The 19,768-nt window shown below is 71.9% G+C and carries 19 protein-coding genes; 7 read left to right on the top strand and 12 right to left on the bottom strand.

What is annotated here, in order from left to right:
• Nucleotides 1–122 precede the first annotated feature (122 nt).
• Nucleotides 123–362 (top strand): hypothetical protein, encoded by a 240-nt coding sequence (locus CS0771_RS13280; RefSeq protein WP_212841245.1) that lies wholly within the window; start codon nucleotides 123–125, stop codon nucleotides 360–362.
• 74 nt (nucleotides 363–436) lie between these two features.
• On the opposite strand, the gene bioD is transcribed toward CS0771_RS13280, so the two are convergent.
• Nucleotides 437–1,150 carry a dethiobiotin synthase gene (bioD, locus tag CS0771_RS13275; RefSeq protein WP_212845818.1) on the bottom strand — a complete coding sequence of 238 codons (714 nt, stop codon included), beginning with the start codon at nucleotides 1,148–1,150 and terminating at the stop codon, nucleotides 437–439.
• A gap of 17 nt (nucleotides 1,151–1,167) precedes the next feature.
• Nucleotides 1,168–2,304 (bottom strand): 8-amino-7-oxononanoate synthase, encoded by a 1,137-nt coding sequence (locus tag CS0771_RS13270; RefSeq protein ID WP_212841244.1) that lies wholly within the window; start codon nucleotides 2,302–2,304, stop codon nucleotides 1,168–1,170.
• Between the two features lie 69 nt (nucleotides 2,305–2,373).
• On the opposite strand from CS0771_RS13270, the gene bioB reads away from it, so the two are divergent.
• Both bioB and CS0771_RS13260 read left to right on the top strand, forming a co-directional pair.
• Nucleotides 2,374–3,381, top strand: a complete 1,008-nt coding sequence (bioB, locus tag CS0771_RS13265) for a biotin synthase BioB (protein ID WP_212841243.1) — start codon at nucleotides 2,374–2,376, stop codon at nucleotides 3,379–3,381.
• Nucleotides 3,378–3,578: a hypothetical protein gene (locus CS0771_RS13260; RefSeq protein WP_212841242.1), complete on the top strand. Its 201-nt coding sequence runs from the start codon at nucleotides 3,378–3,380 to the stop codon at nucleotides 3,576–3,578. Before bioB ends, CS0771_RS13260 begins: the two co-directional genes overlap by 4 nt.
• A gap of 72 nt (nucleotides 3,579–3,650) precedes the next feature.
• On the opposite strand, the gene CS0771_RS13255 is transcribed toward CS0771_RS13260, so the two are convergent.
• The 10 genes from CS0771_RS13255 to CS0771_RS13210 form a co-directional block, all read right to left on the bottom strand.
• The gene (locus CS0771_RS13255; RefSeq protein WP_244870768.1) at nucleotides 3,651–4,493 is read right to left on the bottom strand and encodes a polysaccharide deacetylase family protein; all 843 of its coding nucleotides are present in this window, start codon (nucleotides 4,491–4,493) and stop codon (nucleotides 3,651–3,653) included.
• Nucleotides 4,494–4,629: 136 nt separating this feature from the next.
• Nucleotides 4,630–5,739 (bottom strand): glycosyltransferase, encoded by a 1,110-nt coding sequence (locus tag CS0771_RS13250; protein ID WP_212841241.1) that lies wholly within the window; start codon nucleotides 5,737–5,739, stop codon nucleotides 4,630–4,632.
• A gap of 189 nt (nucleotides 5,740–5,928) precedes the next feature.
• Nucleotides 5,929–7,431, bottom strand: coding sequence for a nitric oxide synthase oxygenase (locus CS0771_RS13245; RefSeq protein ID WP_244870767.1), 1,503 nt, complete (start codon nucleotides 7,429–7,431; stop codon nucleotides 5,929–5,931).
• 140 nt (nucleotides 7,432–7,571) lie between these two features.
• Nucleotides 7,572–8,621: a GNAT family N-acetyltransferase gene (locus tag CS0771_RS13240; protein WP_212841239.1), complete on the bottom strand. Its 1,050-nt coding sequence runs from the start codon at nucleotides 8,619–8,621 to the stop codon at nucleotides 7,572–7,574.
• A gap of 153 nt (nucleotides 8,622–8,774) precedes the next feature.
• Entirely contained in the window at nucleotides 8,775–9,569 is a 795-nt protein-coding gene (locus tag CS0771_RS13235; protein ID WP_212841238.1) for an amino acid-binding protein, read from the bottom strand.
• 359 nt (nucleotides 9,570–9,928) lie between these two features.
• On the bottom strand, nucleotides 9,929–10,951 hold the full coding sequence (locus tag CS0771_RS13230) for a LacI family DNA-binding transcriptional regulator (RefSeq protein WP_203751728.1): 1,023 nt from the start codon (nucleotides 10,949–10,951) through the stop codon (nucleotides 9,929–9,931).
• A 66-nt stretch (nucleotides 10,952–11,017) separates the two neighbouring features.
• Nucleotides 11,018–12,436, bottom strand: coding sequence for a GH1 family beta-glucosidase (locus tag CS0771_RS13225; RefSeq protein WP_244870766.1), 1,419 nt, complete (start codon nucleotides 12,434–12,436; stop codon nucleotides 11,018–11,020).
• Nucleotides 12,433–13,275 carry a carbohydrate ABC transporter permease gene (locus tag CS0771_RS13220; protein WP_244871348.1) on the bottom strand — a complete coding sequence of 281 codons (843 nt, stop codon included), beginning with the start codon at nucleotides 13,273–13,275 and terminating at the stop codon, nucleotides 12,433–12,435. The genes CS0771_RS13225 and CS0771_RS13220 overlap by 4 nt, the downstream gene beginning before the upstream one ends.
• Before the next feature lie 65 nt (nucleotides 13,276–13,340).
• A complete protein-coding gene (locus CS0771_RS13215; protein WP_212841236.1) occupies nucleotides 13,341–14,366 on the bottom strand; it encodes a carbohydrate ABC transporter permease in 1,026 nt (341 codons plus the stop codon).
• A 95-nt stretch (nucleotides 14,367–14,461) separates the two neighbouring features.
• Nucleotides 14,462–15,766, bottom strand: a complete 1,305-nt coding sequence (locus CS0771_RS13210) for an ABC transporter substrate-binding protein (RefSeq protein ID WP_212841235.1) — start codon at nucleotides 15,764–15,766, stop codon at nucleotides 14,462–14,464.
• 282 nt (nucleotides 15,767–16,048) lie between these two features.
• On the opposite strand from CS0771_RS13210, the gene CS0771_RS13205 reads away from it, so the two are divergent.
• From CS0771_RS13205 to CS0771_RS13190, 4 genes are all read left to right on the top strand, one after another.
• The gene (locus CS0771_RS13205) at nucleotides 16,049–17,119 is read left to right on the top strand and encodes a TrkA family potassium uptake protein (protein ID WP_212841234.1); all 1,071 of its coding nucleotides are present in this window, start codon (nucleotides 16,049–16,051) and stop codon (nucleotides 17,117–17,119) included.
• A gap of 241 nt (nucleotides 17,120–17,360) precedes the next feature.
• Nucleotides 17,361–18,089 (top strand): dihydrofolate reductase family protein, encoded by a 729-nt coding sequence (locus CS0771_RS13200; RefSeq protein WP_212845815.1) that lies wholly within the window; start codon nucleotides 17,361–17,363, stop codon nucleotides 18,087–18,089.
• Nucleotides 18,090–18,194: 105 nt separating this feature from the next.
• Entirely contained in the window at nucleotides 18,195–18,689 is a 495-nt protein-coding gene (locus CS0771_RS13195; RefSeq protein WP_212841233.1) for a SigE family RNA polymerase sigma factor, read from the top strand.
• A complete protein-coding gene (locus CS0771_RS13190) occupies nucleotides 18,686–19,750 on the top strand; it encodes a hypothetical protein (protein ID WP_212841232.1) in 1,065 nt (354 codons plus the stop codon). Before CS0771_RS13195 ends, CS0771_RS13190 begins: the two co-directional genes overlap by 4 nt.
• Nucleotides 19,751–19,768: the final 18 nt, after the last annotated feature.

Below are 19,768 nucleotides of genomic sequence, written 5' to 3'. Positions count from 1 at the left end.
CCCCGGGATCGGCCGTCGCCGAGCTCGGTGCATCCGCATCGCTGAATCGAGCCAGGGCGCATCCAGTCGCGGCCGGCGGAGGTTTCCGGTGCGGATACGCATCGAACACCTCGGAGGCACACATGACCGCGATCGCGACCCCGACCTCGCACCAGCAGGCCCACCAGCACCGCAACCAGCTGCTGGAGGACATCGAGATGCTGGAGCTGGAGACGAAGAAGGCGCTCCTGCAGCGGGCGAAGCACCACGCCCAGAACAGCCAGCACAACCAGCACAACTCGGCCAGCGCCGAGTCGTTCACGCGGGCGTACATCATGCTGGCGACCGGCAAGCTGCCCGGCGGCCCGGCCGCCGGCAGGTAGCCGCTGGGCGCCGCGCCCGGCGAAGTCCCGCTCAGCTCACCGAGCGGGGCTTCGCCGACCGTGCGGTGCCGCTGCTACTCCTCGTCGAGGTCGGCGAGGGTGCGGGGGTCGTCGCAGTCGCCGTACAGGGCGGGGCTCAGCCAGCCCGGGGCACTGCGGCGGAAGACGCCGGGCTCGATGCCGCCCGCGCCGTCGGGGAGCAGGCCGTAAAGGTCCTCGGGCAGGTCGGCGAGGTTGGTGAAGTGGACCAGCTCGGGGCGGTCGGGCCAGGCGCCGACCACGACGTGGCCGGTGATGCCGCGGCGGGCCATCGCCTCCAGCGTCAGCGCGGTGTGGTTGAGGGTGCCGAGACCGGCACGGGCCACCACGATCGCGGGGGCGGACAGCGCCACGGCCAGGTCGGCCAGCGTCCACTGGGCCCCGCCGGGGTGCAGGCCCATCGGGACCAGCAGCCCGCCCGCGCCCTCGACCAGGGTCAGCTCGTGCTCGGCCGCGATGCTCTTGATCTCGTCCAGGATCTCGAACATGTCGAGCGCCTCGGCGCCCGAGACCCGAGCGGCGGCGGTCGGCGCCAGCGGATCGGGGTATTCGGCGAGCGTGCGGGTGGTGGCGGGGGCGGCCAGCCGGGCCACGACCTCCATGTCGGGCACGTCACCGTAGGCGGGGTCGACGCCGGTCTGCGCGGGTTTGACCACCGCGGTGCGTACCCCCGACGCGGTTGCCGCCGCGGCGACCGCGGCGGTGGTGATGGTCTTGCCCACCCCGGTGTCCGTGCCCGTGACCAGCACGATCCCCGTCAGCGCCGTCACGGCCGCACCTCCACGATGATCTCCAAAGCCCGCCCGAAGTCGGCGGCGGGCACGCCCGCGTTGACCGTCAGCCGCAGCCGGGAGCGGCTGTCGGGGGTGGACGGCGGGCGGAAGCACCCTACCGCCACACCCTTGTCCCGGCAGGCACCGGCCCAGCTCCAGGCGTGTTCGGCGGACGGCGCCTCGACCGAGACGACCCCGCCGGCGGGGTCGGTGACCGCCAGCCCGGCCGCACGGAACACGTCGCGGACGGTCGCGGCACGCTCGTGCAGCACCGCGCGTAGCGGGTCGCCCGCGCGGGCGAGTCGGAGGGCAGCGCCGACCCCGGCGGTGATCGTGGGCGGCAGCGCGGTGTCGAAGATGAAGGTGCGGCCGGTGTCCACCAGGTGCCGGATCAGCGCCTGCGGGCCGGCCACCACGCCGCCCGCGCCGCCCAGCGCCTTGGACAGGGTGGCGGTGACGATCACGTCGGGTTCGCCCGCGATCCCGGCGGCGACCGCGCCGCCCGCCCCGGCCGGGCCGATCACGCCGAGGCCGTGCGCGTCGTCGACCAGCAGCAGCGCGCCGTGCGCGCGGGCCACGGCGTGCAGCTCGGCCAGCGGGGCGAGGTCGCCGTCCACGGAGAACACCGACTCGGTGAGCACCACTGCCGGACGCCCGGGGTGGGCGGCCAGCACCCGGGCCGCGTCGGCCGGGTCGCCGTGGGCGAACACGACCGTCTCGGCCCCGGCCAGGCGGCAGCCGTCGATCAGCGAGGCGTGGCAGTGCGCGTCGGAGACCAGCAGCGTGCGCGGCCCGCACAGGGCGCGCACCGCGCCGAGGTTGGCCAGGTAACCGCTGGAGTAGACGAGTGCCTGCTCGGCGCCGAGCCAGTCCGCGAGCGCGATCTCCAGCGCCGTGTGCGCGTCGGTGCTGCCGCGCACCAGGCGGGAGCCGGTCGCGCCGAGGCCGTACTCGTCCAGCGCGGACGCGGCGGCGGCGCGCACCTCGGGGTGCCGGGACAGGCCCAGGTAGTCGTTGCCGGCGAGGTCGATGAGAGCGTCGTCACCGGCCCGCGGCCGCAACTCCCGGCGCAGGCCGGCGCGTTCGCGCAGCTCCGCCTTACGCCGCAGCGTGCCCAGCCAGTCACCCATCGCTCAACTCATTCACGTACTCACTCGGCCTTCGGCCGACCCGAACAGGCCGCGTTGTAGGGTACGCCCATGCCGACCAGCGAAGTACCGGTACTCGACCGCGCCCGCACCCGTGTCCTGGAGGAGGGTCTCGGCCTCGAGGAGGCCGACATCCTGGAGGTGCTGCGCCTGCCCGACGAGCACATCCCGGCGGCGCTCCAGCTCGCGCACGAGGTGCGCATGCGCTGGTGCGGCCCGGAGGTCGAGGTCGAGGGGATCGTCTCGCTGAAGACCGGCGGCTGCCCCGAGGACTGCCACTTCTGCTCGCAGTCGGGCCTGTTCTCCTCGCCCGTACGCTCCGTGTGGCTGGACATCCCGTCGCTGGTCAAGGCGGCGCAGCAGACCGCGGCGACCGGCGCGAGCGAGTTCTGCATCGTGGCCGCCGTGCGCGGCCCGGACGCCAAGCTGATGCAGCAGATGCGCGAGGGCGTCAAGGCGATCAAGGAGGCCGTCGACATCAACGTCGCGGCCAGCCTGGGCATGCTGAGCCAGGAGCAGGTCGACGACCTGGTGGACATGGGCGTGCACCGCTACAACCACAACCTGGAGACCTGCCGGTCGTACTTCCCGAACGTGGTGACCACGCACTCCTGGGAGGAGCGCTGGGGCACCCTGAAGATGGTGCGCGACTCGGGCATGGAGGTGTGCTGCGGCGGCATCATCGGCCTGGGCGAAACCCTGGAGCAGCGCGCCGAGTTCGCCGCGCAGCTGGCCGAGCTGCAGCCGGACGAGGTCCCGCTGAACTTCCTCAACCCCCGGCCGGGCACCCCGCTGGGCGACCAGCCGGTGATGGACCCCAAGGACGCGCTGCGCGCCATCGCCGCGTTCCGGCTGGCGCTGCCGCGCACCATCCTGCGGTACGCGGGCGGCCGGGAGATCACCCTCGGCGACCTCGGCACCCGGGAGGGCCTGCTGGGCGGCATCAACGCGGTGATCGTCGGCAACTACCTGACCACGCTGGGCCGCCCCGCGACCTCGGATCTGGAGCTGCTGCAGGAGCTGAAGATGCCGGTCAAGGCGCTGTCGGCGACGCTGTGAGCGCGGCCGTGGGGACGTACTGCGACCGCTGCGGGCAGGCCGATCCGGCCGACGTCGCCGCCCACGCGGGCTGCCGCGCGGCCCGCGAGCTGGAGCCGCCGCGCTACTGCACGCACTGCCGCCGCCGGATGAAGGTCCAGGTCGTGCCCACCGGCTGGACCGCCTCCTGCGTCGAGCACGGCACGCTCACCAGCTGAGCGCCGCATGAGCGAAGCTCCCGCCACGCTGTGCTGACAGCGTGGCGGGAGCTTCGTTTCGCCGGGGAGTGGTCACGGCAGCGGCGCGACCGGGGACGGCGCCGGGGACGGCGCGGTCACCGGGGGCACGGCCGGCGGGCCGGGCAGCTCCGGCAGGCCGATGAGCGTGTAGCGGGCCTTCAGCCAGGGCAGCAGCGTCCGGTACGCGGTGATCGTGTCCGGCTTGCCGTTGTCGTGCGACAGGATGATCGAGCCCGGCCGCACGTCCCGCTCGACGGCGGCGATGACGTGGTTCACCATCGGGGTGCCCTTGCCGTACTTCGAGCTCTCCCAGTCACGCGGGTCGACGTGCCAGTAGATCGACTTCATGCCCAGGTCCTGGGCGATGCTGACCAGCTTGCCGGTGAAGTTGCCGCCGGGCGCCCGGAAGTAGGAGATCTTCGCGCCGGGCGCCGCCTTGTGGATGGCGTCGTTGGTCTTCTGCAGGTCCCGGCGGATGTACGTGTCGTCCCGCTTGGCCAGGTCGAACAGGTGCTGCCAGGAGTGGTTGCAGAGGGTGTGGCCCTCGGCGGCGATGCGCGCGACCATGGCCGGATTGTCCCGGGCCCGGAAGCCGACCAGGCAGAACGTGGCCTTGACGCCGCACTGCTTCAGCTGGTCGAGGATCTTGGGGGTGTTGACGGGGTCCGGCCCGTCGTCGAACGTCAGCGCGACCGCCGCGCTCCCCGTCTTGACCACCGAGCCGCCGGGCCCGGTGCCGGTGGCGGCGGGCCGGTTCTGGGCGATCCGCCCGGTGCAGCTGATCGCCCGGACGGTGGGCGCGGGCGGCCGGGGCTGCGCCGTCGTCGGCGCCGACGGCGTGAGCTGCAGCGTCGGCGTGGGCGTCAGCAGCGTGGGCTCAGGGGTCGCCGACACCGCGGCCGGAGACACGTCGCCCCCGGCCGAGGGTTTCGCGGGTGAGGCGCATGCTGCGAGCGCTATCAGGGCAAGGACAGCGGAAACCGCCATGCGTCGGTGCATGCGAACTCCTGGGGGTGCGGGGGTTCAGCGTTCACCGACCATAGTCCATGCCCGCACCGATTGCAGCCTCGCGGCGATCGAAGTGATCGGATCGACGGGGCGCGGGAACCGTCGCCACCGCAGCCGCCGAGGGGTTGCCACGACGCCGTTCGCGCAGCGTACGGCTGCTCCGCCAGGCGCCGCGCAGGGCCGCGTAGGCCGGATACCAGCCCAGCCGGATCAGATCGTGTTTGATCCCGCCCAGTGCGCCCGGCCGCGGATACCCACCGGCCGGCCGGTGCTCCCGGTAGAGCTGCACGACCTGCCGGAAGAAGTCGCGGCGAGCCCGGCTGGGCAGCCGGTCGGCGTTGCCCATGACGGCCAGGCAGTGATCGATCATGAGCCGGAACAGCCGGTCGTGATGCCGCTGGAAGCGCGGCCCGCGCGCGGCCAGCCCCGCCCACAGCGCCCGGTACTGCGCCACCGCCTCCAGGTGCCGGGCGCTCACCGAGGTCGTGATCGCGCCGTCCCGCCCGCGCCGATAGTGGTAGCAGACCCGGTCCAGCACCGCGATCCGCTCCGCGGCCAGCAGCACCGGATGGCTGAACGGGAAGTCCTCGTACCACCCCGCCGGAAACACCAGGTCATGCGCGCGGATCAGCTCCGCCGACACGATCTTGTTCCAAGCCGTGTGCTGCAGCCGCAGCAACTCCGGCCGCTCGTCCAGCGACGCCACGCCGTCCACCCCGCGCAGCACCGGACTCGACGCGTCGGTCTCGACCATCCCGTCCTCGTACACCCGGTCGTGATCGACCAGCAGCACCTCCGGCCGCAACTCCCGCAGCCGCGCACACACCGCCCCCACGGCCCCCGCCGCGAGCCGGTCATCACTGTCGACGAACCACACGTACTCCCCCCGCGCCAGCGCGAACCCCGCATTACGGGCCCGCCCCAGCCCCACGTTCTGCGCCAGCGTCACCACCCGCACCCGCGGATCACGGATGGCGTACTCCCGCAGAATCCCCGCACTCCCATCCGGCGACCGATCGTCGACCGCCACCACCTCGACCTCGCCGGTCGACTCCACCAGCACCGAATCAAGGCACGCACGCAGATACCGCTCCACGTTGTGCACCGGAACAACAACCGACAGCAGGGGCATGCCCCGTTGCTACCGACCCAACCCCGCCCCCCGATGTCCCCCACCGAAACCCCCGATGAACATCCCCGGTCCCCCTCTCTCCCCCGGCGATCTTGCGCGGACTGTGGGGACGACACGCCCCTATCGGGCAAATCCCTAACAGTTCGCGCAAGATCGTCAAGATCTTGAGGGGGTACGCCGGGACAGGGGTCAGCCGAGGAGGCGGCGGAGGCCGCGTTTGCGGGTGGGGACGGGCTCGGCGGGGATCGGAGGCGGGGCGCTGCCGGCGGGAACGGCGCCGCGCACGATGGGGTGGGCGGCGGGGTCCGGGTGGGTGCCGTTGGTGTGCGCGGGCGGCGCGAAGGCGGTCGGGTCGATCAGGGACGGGTCCGGGTCGTCGGGGTCGAGGGCCGGGGCGTCGAGGAGACCGGCGTCGAGGAGACCGGCGTCGAGGGCCGGGGCGTCGCCGGGGAGGAACTCCACAGACAGGTCCGGGATCGGGGCGGTCTGGCCGGTGATCGGGCAGCGGGCACCGGTGCGGTGCGCGCCCCGCTGGGTGGGCAGGGTGACGCGGACCGCGGACGGGGCGCCGGTGGCCGAGAGGTCGCGCGCGAAGCGGTCCAGGTAGAAGTTCGGCCGCTGGTCGGCCTCGGTGTAGTAGCGGTGGAAGACCGGGGTGAGACCGCCGGACAGCGGCGGCACGATCCAGGTCCAGTCCGCCGGGGTGTCCCGGCCCGCGCGGCGCTCACGTTCCATGTGGGTCAGAAACAGGCGCGACTCGCTGTGGTGGTCGGTCACCCGCACCCCCGCCCGCTCGTACGACCACAGCACCGCCCGGTTCAGCTCCACCAGCGCCCGGTCCCGCCACAGCGTCGACTCGCTGCTGGTGTCCAGGCCCATCCGGGCCGCGATGACGGGGATCTGGTTGTAGCGCCGCGCGTCGGCCAGGTTGCGCGCGCCGATCTCGGTACCCATGTACCAGCCGGAGAACGGCGCGAGCGGGTAGTCGACGCCGCCGATGGACAGCCGCATGTTCGCGATCGCGGGCACCGCGTGCCAGCGCAGGCCCAGCTCGGCGAACCAGCCGTACTCCGGGTGCGCGATCGGCACCTCCAGCACCGCCGACTCGGGCAGCTCGTAGAGGCGCGGATCGGCGTCGCCGACCTGGAGCACCAGCGGCAGCAGGTCGAACGCGCTGCCCTTGCCCGTCCAGCCGAGCCGGGTGACGGCGGCGGTGAACTGCTCGTACTGCGGGTCGCCGACGATCCCGGCGCCGTCACGGTGCCCGGCGTAGCGGATGAGCTGGTCGTTCCACAGCCGGGTCACCGGCCGGCCGGGCACCGCCTGCTCGAAGATCGAGATGACCGCCCGCAGCCGGCCGCGCGACGCGCCCTCGCCGGTGGCCAGGTGCAGGTGGCTCACCAGGTCGTCGTAGATGCGGTCGGGCTCCCGGTGCGCGCGGCGGTCCAGCACGGTGAGGCTGCGCCAGTACACCCGGCCGATGCAGCGGCTGGCGTTGCGCCAGGCCATACGTGCGCCGTGCACCAGCTCGGCGTGCGTGTGGGTGTACGTCCCCAGCGCGGCGATCTGCTCACGCACCACGGCCAGCCGCGGCTCCACCGGGCCGAGCTTGGGCAGCTCGGCGTAGCAGGTGCGCAGGAACTCCTCGGCCTCGGCGAAGTCGACCGGCCGGTCCGGGTCCCAGTCCGTCAACGGAGCGTCACGGTATCCCGTGGGAGGTATGTGAGGGACTGTCATGTGTGAATCAAAGACCGGCCCCCGAGATAGCCATCGCACAATGTGTGCGACCGCCTACCGAGGGTCTGATCTAGCCGCTGTCCTGGTCACCCGGTTCACACCGCCGGATGAGGCTCCGGCACGGCGATCGTGGCGCTGATGAGGGACCCGTCACGGTCGGTGCGCGCCGGGTGCGGCAGGCGCCGCATCGTACGCAGCATCGCGTCGTTCTCGCAGTGCGTGTGCACGGTGACCGAGCGGAAGCCGGCCGGACCGGCCAGCGCCAGCAGCCGCCGCAGCAGCGCGCTGCCGATGCCCCGCCGCTGCCAGCCGTCCTCGACGAGCAGGGCGACCTCGGCCGTCTCGCCCTCGCCGATCAGGTTCGCCACGGCCACGATGCGGTTGCCGCCGGTGCCGGGGGCGCTGGCCTCGGCCACCAGCGCGCAGCCCTTGGCGGGAGTAAGCAGCCGGGACAGCCGGGCCCGGCTCGGGCCCCGGGTGCCAGCCAGGTATCGCAGGTAGAGGCTGCGCTCGCCGCAGCGGGCGTGCATGTCGTGGACCGCGGACAGGTCGGCCGAGCCGGCCGGGCGGAACGCGACCTCCGAGCCGTCGGGCAGCAGCACGATCGCGCTCGCCAGGCGGCGCGTGTTCGCGGCCCGAGCCACCTCGACCAGCGCCTGCGCGCGGGCGAACTCGGCCGGGGTGAAGGCCGGCGCGAGCCGGGTCACCACCAGCACGCCCGCGTCGCCGAACGGGTCGGCCAGGCGCATCGTCGAGTCGCTGTGCCCGGTGACCGAGGCGCCGCCGGACTCGCGGCGCACCAGCGCGCCGCCGAGCAGTCCGGACAGGGCGCCGTGCAGGCCGTCGGGGTCGGCGGCGAGCCGGGCGGCCAGGCCGAGCGCGTGCGTCGGCGGGTCGACCAGCCCGTAGGCGTCGGTGCGGCTCACCCAGGCGTCGCGCCCGCGGCCGCGCTCGATCGCGGCGACCAGCTCGTCCTCGGTCATCGCGTCGGGGGCGTCCACCAGGAAGTCGTCGACGGCGCCCGCCTCGGTGGTGAGCACCTGCACCGCGAGGATGTTGATCGAACGCAGGGCCAGACTCGCCGTCAGCACCGCGAGGAACCCGGGGCGATCGTCAACGGTCGCCCGCACCCGCCACAACGCCATGACCTGCTCCATTTCCTGCCGGCACCGACCCTCCCATGATGGGGGCGAGCACCGACAGGAATCAGCGTGCGCCTGCCGTGTTTCGGGACCGTTACACGGTCTTATCAAGATCTAACTATGCCCGAGGTCACAGGCCGAGCCCATCGCCGCAGGTCAGAGTGCAGATGCGGGCTCCTCCGAGGACGCTTGCGCGGCCCGGGGCGCGGGCGCCTGCGCGGCGGCGTCCAGCCGGTCGCCGACGATCACCGCGGCCGCGCGCACCAGCTGCGCGATTCGGTCCACCTCGGTGGCGTGGAACGCGGCCACCGGCAGTTCGTCGTCGACCGTGCGGGCCACCACCAGCACCAGCCCCGCGCGCCCGAACGGCGCCAGCGCGTAGCGGGTGCCGTCCGGCCCGGTCATGGAACGGGCGCGCAGCGGGGTGACCTCCGGCAGCGCCAGCTGCTCCGGGGCCCGCCAGCTCGCGTAGAGCACCGGCGGGACGGGGCGCTTGCGGACCGCGCCGAGCACCGCCATGTCGTCGGCGCCGTGGCGCACGTCGATGCCGACGGAGCCGCGCGCGGCCCAGTCGGCGGGCACCCGCAGCGCCATCGCCCAGTCCGCGGCGAGCAGCGCCGGGACCGTGTCGACCAGCGTGGCCAAGCCCTCGGCCGGGTTCGCGGCGATCTGGGTGAGCAGCTCGGCGTCGAACGCGCCCGCCACCGGGGCGCCGATCGCGCGCCAGATGCCGTCGACGCGTACCCCCGGCATGGCGCTCAGCCCGGCCCGCAGCCGCTCGACGCCCGCCCCACCGGGCCACACCACGGTGAAGTCGTCGATGGCCCGGCCGCCCAGCCGCTCCAGCACCACCACCTGCACGATGTCCGCCCCGGCGACGCCCAGGGTCCGGGCCACCTGCCCCAGCGATCCGGGACGGTCGGGCAGGGCGACTCTGACCCTCAGCAGCATGGCGGCTCCTCTCCACGACGGCATCCGGCGGATGCCGGATCCCTGTCCGAGCATCGCCTATTACCGTTTCGTACGCATTGCGGCACCGTATCCGCAGGAGACCATTTCCACCGCGTCCCCGCAGCTCAGCACCGCATCACCGGTAGGGCGCCGCCATTGCCGCCACCCGGGCCCACCCATGATCGCCGATGATGGGCGACCGGCGCGGCAACTTCGCCGAGCCACGCCGCGTCCAGCGATCATGATGGATGCAAAGCACCGCCCGACGTGCGGGCGGACTCATATCCTCCCCAATTTGCCGAACCGGCGTCAACGCGTGTCCACCAAGCGGACGACGCGTGAACAAGCCGTGGGACGGCTCAGGCGCTGTTCCGATGCACGAGGTGGGTGTCGAGGAGGATGTGGCTGGGCTCGGCCTCGCCGCGGATGCGGCTGAGCAGCAGCCGGACCATGTGCCGGCCCATGTCCTCGACGGGCTGGTAGACGGTGGTCAGCGGCGGCTCGGTCTGCCGGGCGACCGGGGAGTCCTCGAAGCCGATCACCGCGACATCCTCGGGGATGCGGCGGCCGGCGTCGCGCAGCGCGCGCACCGCACCGGCGGCCATCAGGTCGGACGCGACGAAGACCGCGTCCAGGTCGGGGCGGCGGGCCAGCAGCCGGCGCATCGCCTCGACGCCGCTGTACTCGGAGAAGTCGCCGAACTCGATCAGCGGCTCGACGGCGGCGGTCTGCACCGCGGCCCGGTAGCCGACCAGGCGGTCCACGCCCACGCCGAGGTCCTGCGGGCCGGCGATGGTGGCCACCCGCTTGCGGCCGGAGGAGAGCAGATACTCCACGGCGGTCCGGGCGCCGTTGACGTTGTCCATGTCGACGTAGGAGATCTTCTGGTCGACGCTCACGGGACGGCCGCCGAGCACGGCGGGCAGGCCGCGCTGATTGAGCAGGTGCACCAGGTTGTCCGACTCGTGCAGCATGACCAGCAGCACGCCGTCGACGTGCTGGCTGGTGAGGTGGTTCTCCACCCGCTGCCGCTCGGCCGGGGTCTGCGCCATGGCCAGCCACAGCTGCAGCGAGGTGTCGGACAGCGCGGAGCTGATGCCGCGCACGATGCCAGCGAAGAACGGCTCGGCGAAGACCCGCTCCTGCGACTCGGAGACGACCAGCGCCACCGAGTCGGTGCGCTGGGTGACCAGGGCGCGGGCGGCCCGGTTGGGCACGTAGCCCAGCTCCTTGATGGCCTCCTGCACGGCGCTGCGCGCCTCGGGGCTGACCTGCGGCGAGCCGTTGACGACACGCGACACGGTGCCCCGGCCCACGCCCGCGAGCGCGGCCACCTCGTCCAGCGTGGGCCGGCCCGCAGACCTGGTGCGCTGCGTCGTCATCGATTGCTCCTCGTTCTGGGCGGACCCGGGGCCGGTGTCGCCACCGGCCCCGGGTCCGCTGTGCCGTCAGGCGGCGAGCCCGCCGCGCCGGATCACGTCCGCGTACCAGTGTGCACTGGTCTTGGGCGTGCGTACCTGGGTGTCATAGTCGACATGGACGATGCCGAACCGCCGCGAGTAGCCCCAGGCCCACTCGTAGTTGTCCAGCAGCGACCACGCGAAGTATCCCCGCAAAGGCACCCCGTCCGCCATCGCCTGGTGGCACGCCTTCAGATGGGCGTCCAGGTAGGCGACGCGGTCCGGATCCGGCACCGAGCCGTCGGCCGCCACGCGGTCGTCGTAGGCGGCGCCGTTCTCGGTGATGTACATCGGGATCGGGCCGTAGTCCTCGTGCGTGCGCTTGAGCAGCGCGACCAGGCCGTCGGGGTCGACCTCCCAGCCCATCTCGGTCACCGGCAGCTCGCGGGTCAGGAAGCGGACGTGCCCGCTGCCCGGCCACGCCGACGCCGCCCGCCAGTGCGACTGCGGCGCGCCGTCGTCGGCCGGGCCCGCCACGACCTGCCGGGTGTAGTAGTTGACCCCGAGCATGTCCAGCGGCTGGTTGATGATCGCCAGGTCGCCGTCCTGCACGAAGCCCCAGTCGGTCAGCTCCGCCGTGTCGGCGAGCAGATCGGCCGGGTACTCCCCCCGGAAGATCGGGTCCAGGAAGACCCGGTTGCCGACGCCGTCGATGCGGCGCTCGGCGTCCCGGTCCTCGGCGGAGTCCGACGCGGCCTGGAGCGAGTGCAGGTTGAGCGTGATGCCCATCTGCCGGTCCGGCACCACGGCCCGGATCGCCTGCACGGCCAGGCCGTGGCCGAGGTTGAGGTGGTGCGCCGCCGCCAGAGCCTGCGCGCCGTCGGTGATGCCCGGGGCGTGCACGCCGGAGCCGTACCCCAGGAACGCGCTGCACCACGGCTCGTTGTGCGTGGTCCAGAACTTCACCCGGTCACCGAGAGCGTCGTGCACGAGACCCGCGTACTCGGCGAACCGGTAGGCGGTGTCGCGCGCCGGCCAGCCGCCCGCGTCCTGCAGCTCCTGCGGCAGGTCCCAGTGGTAGAGCGTCAGCCAGGGCTCGATGCCCCGGCCGAGCAGGTCGTCCACCAGGCCGCGGTAGAAGTCGAGACCCTTCTGGTTGGCCGGGCCCCGGCCGCCGGGCTGCACCCGCGGCCACGCCACGGAGAAGCGGTACGACCGCAGGCCGAGATCCGACATCAGCTGGACGTCCTCGGCCCGGCGGTGGTAGTGGTCGCAGGCCACGTCGCCGTTGTCGCCGTTCAGCACCTTGCCGGGGGTGCGGCTGAAGGTGTCCCAGATGGACGCCGTACGCCCATCCTCGAACGCGCCGCCCTCGATCTGGTAGGAAGCCGTGGCCGCGCCCCACAGGAAGTTCTGGGGAAAGGCCACCGCCGGCGAGGCGAGCTGCGGGTCTTGCTGGATTGTCACGCTTTTACTGCACCTTCCATGATGCCGCCGATGATCTGGCGACCGAAGATAATGAAGATCACGAGCAACGGCACGACACTGAGCAGCGTACCCGCGAACACCTGGGAGTAGTCGTTGTAGTAACCCTGCGAGAGGCGCTGCAGGGACAGCTGAACGGTCGGGTTCAGCGGGTCGCCCAGGGCGATCTGGGGCCAGAGGAACGAGTTCCACTGCTCCATGAAGGTGAACAGGCCGAGCACGGCGATCGCGGGCCGCAGGCCGGGCAGCACCACGTTCCAGTAGGTGCGGAACGTGCTGCAGCCGTCCATGCGGGCGGCCTCGATCAGCTCATCGGGCACCGCCTGGCTCGCGTACTGGCGCATCATGAACACGCCGAAGCCGCTGACCAGGAACGGCAGGATCACCGACGGCAGCTTGTTGTGCAGGTCCCACTCGTACATCATCTGGTAGAGCGGCACGATGCCCAGCTGCGTCGGCACCATCATCGTGATCAGGATCGCCAGCATCAGGCCGTTGCGGCCCTGGAAGCGCAGCTTCGCGAAGGCGAAGCCGGCCAGCGACGAGAAGAAGACCACGAACACGGTCACCACGGTCGCCACGATGGCCGAGTTCACCAGGCCGGTCATGAACGCGGCGCCCTCGTTGTTGACCAGGCGGTCGACGTTCGGGCCGATCTCGCCGCCCGGGGTGATCGGGGGCGGGGTCTGGCCGACCGCGTCGTTGGTCCGCGTGGCGATCACGAACATGTAGTACAGCGGGAAGATGGACAGCGCCACCGCGGCGAGCAGGGTGATGTAGGTGAGCGGGCTGGCGTGCCAGAGCCGCTCGGCGGCGCCCATGCTCTTGCGGCGCTTGCGGGGCGGCGGGGCGGCTTCGCGGGCGCCGGGCCGGTATGCGGTGGCGGTCATCGCTTCACCTTCTTCTTCTTGGCCGCACTGTCCGCGGACCGGAGGGTCCGGGTGAACAGGAAGTTGATCACGCTGAATATCAGGATCATGATGAAGAGCAGCCACGCGACCGTGGCGGCACGGCCCAGCTCGAACTTCATGTAGAACTGTTCCATCAGGAACATCGTCACCGTCTGCGACTGGCGGTCCGAGCCGCCCAGCAGCGGGTTGCCCCCACCGGTGAACAGCAGCGGCTCGCCGTAGAGCTGCAGGCCGCCGATGGTCGAGATGATGGTCACGAAGATGATGGTGGGCCGCAGCATGGGCACCGTCATGGTCCAGAACTGCCGCCAGGACGAGGCGCCGTCCAGCGAGGCCGACTCGTAGATGTCGCGCGGAATGGACTGCATCGCGGCAAGGAAGATCAGCGCGTTGTAGCCGGTCCAGCGCCAGTCGACCATCGAGGAGATGGCGACCCAGGACGACCAGCTGTGCGCCTGCCACTCGATCGGCTCGATGCCGACCAGTCCCAGCACCCAGTTGATCAGACCGAAGTCACGGCTGTAGAGCTGCGTGAAGACGATCGACACCGCGGCGACCGAGGTGATGTTCGGGATCAGCACGCCCATCCGCAGCAGCGTCCGGCCCCGCAGGCGCTTGTTCAGCGCGTTCGCCAGGATCAGCGCCAGGATCAGCTGCGGCACGGTGGACATGAGGAACATCGCGAGCGTGTTGACGACCGAGTTCCAGAAGTCGTCGTCCTGCAGGAACATCACGAAGTTGTCGAGCCCGACGAACTTGGCGGTCTCGACGGTGGAGCCGAGATCCCAGTCGTAGAGCGACATCCGCAGCGTGTAGATCAGCGGCCAGAGGCCGAAGATGCCGAAGACCACGAAGAACGGCGCGATGTAGAGGTACGGGGAGTACTTGATGTCGAGCCGCCCGAGCACTCCCCTGCTCCTGCGCGGTTCCGAGGGCGGCGGCGAGCCACCCCTGCGCTGCCTCGGCGCGACGTCGTGTCGCGGGGAGGATTGCACTGTCATGACCACTCCTGTGCTAAGCCGGCCGGCGAGGTGGTGACTGCCATGGCCGGGGTGCGCGGTCAGCTGACCGCGCACCCCGGCTCTGTGAGGCGTTGTTACTGGGCAGCCTTCTTGCCGTCCTCGACGGCGGCCTTCCAGCCGTCGGCGGCCGACTTGGTGCCCTGCTCCACCGTGCGGAGCGCGTTCTCGACGGCGGTGCGCACCGGGGCGTTCTTCGCGCCCAGGTAGACCGGCTTCAGGTCCAGCGCGCCCTTGGCGAAGATGTCACCGGTCGGGGCCTTGCTGAAGTAGTCGTTCACCGCGGCCTTGACGGCCGCGTCCGCCAGCGCCTGCGGCGACGAGGGCAGGTTGCCCTTCGACTTGAAGGCGGCGATCTGACCGGCCGGGTTGGTCAGGAACTTGACCAGCTCGGCGGCCTCCTTGGCGTGCTTGGTCTGCTTCGGCACGGCCAGGAACGAGCCGCCCCAGTTGCCGCCGCCACCGGGCGCGGCCGCGATGTCCCACTTGCCGTTGCCGGTGTCACCGTTCTGCGAGGTGATGTAGCCGGTCATCCACGCCGGGCAGGCGATGGTGGCGAACTGGGCCTGCTTGAAGCCGTTGTTCCACTCGTTCGACCAGGCCTGGAGCTTGGCCGACAGGCCCGCGTCCAGGATCTTGACGGCGAGGTCGTACGAGTCCTTGACGGCCGGGTTGGTGTCGATGGTCATCGCACCCGACTTGTCGAAGTAGGTGTAGCCCGCGCCCTGACCGGCCTTCTGCATCAGGATCGTGTTGTAGGTGTTGGTCACCGCGTCGATGAAGCCCGCGTCCTTGACCTTGCCCTTGAACTGCTTGCCGACGTTGATGTAGTCGTCCCAGGTCGGCCACAGCTTGGAGACCTCGGCGCGGTCGGTCGGCAGGCCGGCCTTCTTGAACAGGTCGGTGCGGTAGCACATGGCCATCGAGCCGACGTCGGTGCCCAGGCCGAGGATCTTGCCGTCGGCCGTGGTGCCCTGCTGGAACTTCCACGGGATGAAGTTGCCCGCGAGGTCCTTGGCGCCGTGCTCACCCAGGTCGACGAAGAGGTTCGCCTTGTCCAGGTAGGAGATGATGACGCCCTCTTCCAGGGCCACGATGTCACCCGCGCCGGCACCGGCGGCCAGGCGCTGGGTCAGCTGCTGGTTGTGCGCGTCCAGCTGCGAACCGGTGCCCCGCTCAACGATCTTGATGTTGGGGTGCTCCTGCATGTACTGCTTGTAAAGCTCTTCGTAACCGAAGTTGCCGAAGACGTCCACGTTCAGGGTGATCTGCTCGGTGGCGCCGGGAGCCGGCTCCTCCCCCGAACAGGCCGCTGCGCCGAGCGTGACGGCGGCAGCGAGTGCGATCGCCGCGAAGGAACGGCGCCGCAGGATCGTGCTCATCCTGACCCCTCTCAGGTCGTCGATGTGCGGTGGGGGTGATGCGTAAGGGATCGGGCTCCCTGTGGCGTGGACCACATGGTCGGGAGCGCTCCCATGAGATTGCCGTGAGGTTACGTGGGTGTCAAGGGCGCTGATGGGAGCGTTCCCATTCTGTTACCTATGTCACTTCATGATCAATAACGCCGTGGCCAGGAAGGATGACGAGGTTGGTGGTCGTTCGACGTATAGCGATTCGTTCGGATGGCGAGTTAGGGTCAGCCGTTCGTCGGATACTCTCCGAGCATGGCCGCGCCGAAGAGGATCACCGCGAACGCGATCGAGCGCGGGCAGATCAAGCTGCCGGAGCGAGAGTTCGACCCGGTGCGCCACATCGGCCGCCGTATCCTGTACGGGCTGCTGATCCTCGCCGTCGTCGTCTGTGTCGTCATGGCCGACAGCACGGGCTACCGAGACGGCGCCGACGGCCAGATGAGCTGGCTGGACGCGCTCTACTACGCGACCGTGACGCTGTCGACCACGGGCTACGGCGACATCGTGCCGGTCAGCCCGACCGCCCGGCTGGTGAACATCCTGGTCATCACCCCGCTGCGGATAGCCTTCCTGGCCGTGCTCATCGGCACGGCGTTCGAGGTGGCCGGGCGCCGGTTCCGTGACCAGTACCGCCGCGACCGCTGGAGGAAGACCTTGCGCGGACACACCGTCGTCATCGGGTACGGCACCAAGGGCGCCAACGCCATCCGGCAGCTGCAGGCCACCGGCGTCACGCCCGACCACGTCGTGGTGGTGGACAGCCGGCAGGACTACGTGGACGAGGCCAACCGGGACGGATACGCCGCGGTGCTCGGCGATGCCACCCGCGAGGTGGTGCTGCGCCAGGCCGCCGTGCCGACGGCCGCCCGGGTCGTGATCGCCACCAACCGCGACGACACCGCGGTGCTGGCCACCCTCACGGTCCGCCAGCTCAACCCGAAGTGCCTGGTCGTCGCGTCGATCCGGGAGGCCGAGAACGAGCCGCTGCTGCTGCGCTCCGGCGCCGACGCGGTGATCACCTCGTCCGCGGCGGCGGGCCGCCTGCTCGGCGTCGCGGCCCAGTCGCCGCTGGTCAGCGAGGTGTATTCGGACCTGCTCGTACACGGGGACGGCCTGGAGCTGGCGGAGCGGCCCGCGCGGCCGGAGGAGGTCGGGCACCACACGCACGAAATCCCGGAGCCGGTGGTCGCCGTGCTGCGCGGCGGGCGCGCGCTGCCCTACCAGGAGGCCGGGGCGGTCGAGCCGGGCGACACGCTGGTCGTGGTCGGGTGCCGGCCGCGCACCAAGGGCGCTCCGAGCGAGTCCGTCGTCGCCATGCCGTGACTCCGTGCGGCCGGCCCGGCGCTGCAGTCCGCCCCCGGCCCGCTGGCCCGCCCCGATAGAGTGAGGCCGTGATCTGCCAGGCCTGCAAGGAGCGGCGGCACGCCGAGTGCCGGGGGCGCAGCTGGTGCGACTGCCAGCACCGCCCGCCGCAGCCCACGCCGCCCGCCACCGGCGCGGCCGGCGAGTGAGCCCGACCTCCCCCACCCGCGACGCCGCGCGCGGCGGGACCGGCTCCCGTCCGCTGGTGCGGGAGCTGGCCGGGCTGAGCGACGACGAACTGGTGCGGCTCTACCCCCGCGCGGACCGGCCGTGGCTGCGGGTGAACTTCGTGTCCAGCCTGGACGGGGCGGTGGCCGTCGACGGCCTGTCGGCCGGGCTGTCCGGGGCCGACGACAAGCGGGTGTTCCGGCTGCTGCGCATGCTGTGCGACGCGGTGCTGGTCGGCGCCGGCACGCTGCGGGACGAGGACTACCGGCCGCTCACCCTGGACCCGGTCCGCCGTGCCTGGCGGCAGGAGCACGGGCTGGTCGCGTACCCCCGGCTGGTGGTGGTGTCGGGGACGCTGCGGCTCGACCCGGCCGCGCCCGCGCTGGCCCAGGCCCCCGTGCGGCCGCTGATCCTGGCCGGGCCCGCCGCGCCCGCGGCGGCCCGGCGGGCGCTGGCTCCGGTCGCGGACGTGGCCGATCTGCCCGACCTGGCGGGCGGGCTGCGGCTGCTGCACGCGCGGGGCCTGCCGCAGGTGCTGTGCGAGGGCGGGCCGCTGCTGCTCGGGGCGCTCGGGGCGGCCGACCTGATCGACGAGCTGTGCCTGACCGTGTCCCCGCTGCTGGCCGGGGCGGGCGCGGGCCGCATCACCGCCGGCACGCCGCACCCGCCGCGGCCCATGCGCACCGTGCACGTGCTCGCCGCGGGTGAAGGCCTGCTGCTGACCCGGCACCTGCGGCGCGACGCGGCCACCCCCGGCCCCTGACCGGGCTTTCCCAGGTGACGGGTACCGTCACGCGGTCCGCGAGCGCGGGCAACCCGCAGCGTCCGCCGACTTGTAGTACCGGGGACCGACATCCCTGGAGGACTGGTGGCGCACGCCGACACCTTCGCGGAGTTCGTGACGACCCGGTCGTCGCGCCTGCTCCGCACCGCCTACCTGCTCACCCATGACTGGGGGCAGGCCGAGGACCTGCTGCAGACCAGCCTGGTCAAGGCGTGGAGCGCCTGGCGGCGCATCGAGGCCGACCCCGAGCCGTACGTGCGCCGCATCCTCGTCAACACGTACGCCACCTGGTGGCGGCGGCGCTGGCGCGGTGAGCAGCCCGCCGAGCAGCTGCCCGAACCGGCGGGCAGCGAACCGCACCTGGACGTCGACGCGCGCGACGAGGTGTGGCGGGCGCTGGGGCGGCTGCCGCGTCGCCAGCGGGCGGTGCTCGTGCTGCGCTATTTCGAGGACCTCAGCGAGGCGCAGATCGCCGAGGTCATGGGGGTGTCCGTCGGCACCGTGAAGAGCCAGGCCGCGAAGGCGCTGGCCCGCCTGCGGCTGGACGAGTCGCTCACGCTCGAGGGGGCCCTCCGATGATCGACCTGAAGGACCTGCTGGACGACCGCTCCACCACCCCGCCGGACGTGTCCCAGCACCTGCGGCTCGACCAGGTGCAGGGCCGGATCGCCGTACGGCGCCGCCGCAGGACGACCGCCGCGGGGGCACTCGCCGCGTTGATCGCCCTGGTGGTCGTGGGATACATCGTCGCGCCCAGCCTGCGCGCCGCTCCTGATCCTGCCGTCACCCGGATACCCCCGACGGTCAAGGGTTTCCCCAAGTACCACCTCGGCACCAGAGTCGTCGCCGCCGAGCGCACCGCGCCGGGGGTGACCACGCTGACCCTCACCTGGCTGCCCGCGCCCACCGTCACGACGTACACCGTCATCGAGAAGTGCTGGACGGCACTGACCGGCGGCACCATCGAGGTCGCCATCAAGGTGAACGGCGGGCCGCGGCTCAGCGGCTCCTGCGGCGGCGGATGGACCAGTGCCCTTGACGAGCAGGCACGGACCCGCGCCGCCCGGGGCGAGCCGATCGTGTTCACCATGACCGCGACCGGGTACGGCGACTACGACTCCACGGCCGGCGAGTGGCGGACCGGGCCGCTTCCCGCCGACGCCGTGCTCGGGATGGCGGTCGCCGAGCCCGTGCCCTTCGCCGACTACCCGCTGCCGTCTCGCCCCGAGCGGCTCAAGCAGCTCGATCTGCGCCTGGTCGTCGTCAACCATGGGATCACCTACGCCCCGATCAGCGAGGCGGTGGAGGTGCACAGCGACCCGGCGGACCCGTCGCGGCCGCAGCGCATAACCCTGCTGTGGCGGGACCACTACTCCCTGGTCATGGCCGCGCAGACGCCCGGCGTTCTCACGTTCGCCGCCGACGGCTCCGACTTCGACACCGCGACCTGGTGGAGCTACGAGGGCGGTCACATCACGCGGGACTGGGACACCGCCGACTACCGGTCACTCCCGCCGATCCCGGGGTTCGTCCGGCCGCCCGCCGGGACCGTCGTCACGCTGACCATCACGCCGCAGCACTTCACCGGGGCCTGGGCGGTCCGGCTGCTGGCCGGCAAGGAGACGCCCGGACGGTCCTGATCAGGCGGGTATCCTCAC

Origin of the sequence: Catellatospora sp. IY07-71 (assembly GCF_018326265.1) — a bacterium.
In the GTDB taxonomy this organism is placed as follows: domain Bacteria; phylum Actinomycetota; class Actinomycetes; order Mycobacteriales; family Micromonosporaceae; genus Catellatospora.
The sequence above is the reverse complement of the archived record's forward strand: the minus strand, read 5'-3'. Positions and strand labels throughout refer to the sequence as shown.

What these genes read in the sequence shown, in the direction of transcription:
- CS0771_RS13215 (WP_212841236.1), bottom strand. Translation starts at nt 14,366, where the DNA reads ATGACAGTGCAATCCTCCCCGCGACACGACGTCGCGCCGAGGCAGCGC.
- CS0771_RS13250 (WP_212841241.1), bottom strand. Translation starts at nt 5,739, where the DNA reads ATGCCCCTGCTGTCGGTTGTTGTTCCGGTGCACAACGTGGAGCGGTAT.
- CS0771_RS13205 (WP_212841234.1), top strand. Translation starts at nt 16,049, where the DNA reads ATGGCCGCGCCGAAGAGGATCACCGCGAACGCGATCGAGCGCGGGCAG.
- CS0771_RS13235 (WP_212841238.1), bottom strand. Translation starts at nt 9,569, where the DNA reads ATGCTGCTGAGGGTCAGAGTCGCCCTGCCCGACCGTCCCGGATCGCTG.
- CS0771_RS13270 (WP_212841244.1), bottom strand. Translation starts at nt 2,304, where the DNA reads ATGGGTGACTGGCTGGGCACGCTGCGGCGTAAGGCGGAGCTGCGCGAA.
- CS0771_RS13240 (WP_212841239.1), bottom strand. Translation starts at nt 8,621, where the DNA reads ATGGCGTTGTGGCGGGTGCGGGCGACCGTTGACGATCGCCCCGGGTTC.
- bioB (WP_212841243.1), top strand. Translation starts at nt 2,374, where the DNA reads ATGCCGACCAGCGAAGTACCGGTACTCGACCGCGCCCGCACCCGTGTC.
- CS0771_RS13230 (WP_203751728.1), bottom strand. Translation starts at nt 10,951, where the DNA reads ATGACGACGCAGCGCACCAGGTCTGCGGGCCGGCCCACGCTGGACGAG.
- CS0771_RS13190 (WP_212841232.1), top strand. Translation starts at nt 18,686, where the DNA reads ATGATCGACCTGAAGGACCTGCTGGACGACCGCTCCACCACCCCGCCG.
- CS0771_RS13210 (WP_212841235.1), bottom strand. Translation starts at nt 15,766, where the DNA reads ATGAGCACGATCCTGCGGCGCCGTTCCTTCGCGGCGATCGCACTCGCT.
- CS0771_RS13220 (WP_244871348.1), bottom strand. Translation starts at nt 13,275, where the DNA reads ATGGGCGCCGCCGAGCGGCTCTGGCACGCCAGCCCGCTCACCTACATC.
- CS0771_RS13280 (WP_212841245.1), top strand. Translation starts at nt 123, where the DNA reads ATGACCGCGATCGCGACCCCGACCTCGCACCAGCAGGCCCACCAGCAC.